The organism is Streptomyces axinellae (assembly GCF_039532135.1).
In the GTDB taxonomy this organism is placed as follows: Bacteria; Actinomycetota; Actinomycetes; order Streptomycetales; family Streptomycetaceae; genus Streptomyces; species Streptomyces axinellae.
Window position 1 is genome coordinate 1 of record NZ_BAAARJ010000064.1, and the last position, 1,735, is coordinate 1,735.

The window sequence follows — 1,735 nt, forward strand, 5'->3', positions numbered from 1 at the left end:
CGTGTCGTGAGTGGATGCGGGGGGTGTGCCGCAGGAGGCGGTACCGGGTCCGGTTCCGGTCGAAGGTGCCCGGGCTGTCGGGCGGGCGGTCAGGTGAGCAGAAAGCGCCCATACAGGCGGCTTCACACGGAACGGGAAGGGATGAACCATGCCGAGGAAGTATTCCGACGAGGATTACGCGGCCGCGTTGAACGCCCGGGAGCAGGGAGACCTGCCCGGGTTTAGGGAGACGCAGGAGGTGGTGATCGGCGGCGTCACCGCCGATGTCCCCATCGGCAAATTCCTGAACACGCTGCGGAGCCCGGGGCGCAAAACGGCGTTGGAAGAGGGGCTGGCACAGGCGCTGACATGGCATGGCCTGGCGCCCCGGCAAATATCAGACGGCCGGTGGACGATCCCGCAGACCGGACAAAAAATCATGTGGAGGGACGAGGATTACGCGGCCGCGCTGAACGCCCGGGAGCAGGGAGACCTGCCCGAGAAGACGGAGACGCAGGAGGTGGTGATCGGCGGCGTCACCGCCGACGTCCCCATCGGCAAATTCCTGAACACGCTGCGAAGCCGGGGGCGCAGAAAGGCGTTGGGAGAGGGGCTGGCAGAGGCGCTGACATGGCATGGCCTGGCGCCCCGGCAAATATCAGACGGCCGGTGGACGATCCCGCATACCGGAAAAAAGATCATGTGGAGGGACGAGGATTACGCGGCCGCGCTGAACGCCCGGAAGCAGGGAGACCTGCCCAAGAAGACGGATACGCAGACGGTGGTGATCGGCGACGTCACCGCCGACGTCCCCATCGGCCAATTCCTGAACACGCTGCGAAGCCAGGGGCGCACAAAGGCGTTGGGAGAGGGGCTGACGAAGGCGCTGTCCCGACATGGCCTGGCGTCTCGGCAAGTATCAGATGGTCTGTGGATGGTCCCGCAGACCGGACAAAAGGTCATGTGGAGGGACGAGGATTACGCGGCCGCGTTGAACGCCCGGGAGCAGGGAGACCTGCCCAAGAAGACGGAGATGCAGACGGTGGTGATCGGCGACGTCACCGCCGACGTCCCCATCGGCCAATTCCTGAACACGCTGCGAAACCAGGGGCGCACAAAGGCGTTGGGAGAGGGGCTGACGAAGGCGCTGTCCCGACATGGCCTGGCGCCTCGGCAAGTATCAGATGGTCTGTGGATGGTCCCGCAGACCGGACAAAAGGTCATGTGGAGGGACGAGCATTACGCGGCCGCGTTGAACGCCCGGAAGCAGGGAGACCTGCCCGAGAAGGCGGAGACGCAGGAGGTGGTGATCGGCGACGTCACCGCCGACGTCCCCCTCGGCCGATTCCTGAACACGCTGCGAAGCCAGGGGCGCAAAACGGCGTTGGAAGAGGGGCTGAAACAGGCGCTGTCACGGCATGGTCTGGCGCCCCGGCAAGTATCAGAGGGTCTGTGGACGATCCCGCATACCGGAAAAAAGATCATGTGGAGGGACGAGCATTACGCGGCCGCGCTGAACGCCCGGAAGCAGGGAGACCTGCCCAGTCAGACGGATACGCAGAAGGTGGTGATCGGCGATGTCACCGCTGATGTCCCCATCGGCAAATTCCTGAGCAATCTGCGAAGCCAGGGGCGCAAGAAGGCGTTGGAAGAGGGGCTGGCACAGGCGCTGGGGCGGCATGGCCTGTCGCCCGTCTGGCAGGAGAACAAATGGAGGATCGGTGGCGCCACCGCGCAGGCAGAAGGTGCGCGCGCC

The 1,735-nt window shown here is 65.1% G+C and carries 1 protein-coding gene; it reads left to right on the top strand.

What is annotated here, in order from left to right:
• Nucleotides 1-148: 148 nt before the first annotated feature.
• The coding region (locus ABD339_RS33430) for a hypothetical protein (protein ID WP_344570935.1) at nt 149-1,735 on the top strand (1,587 nt) is incomplete at its 3' end.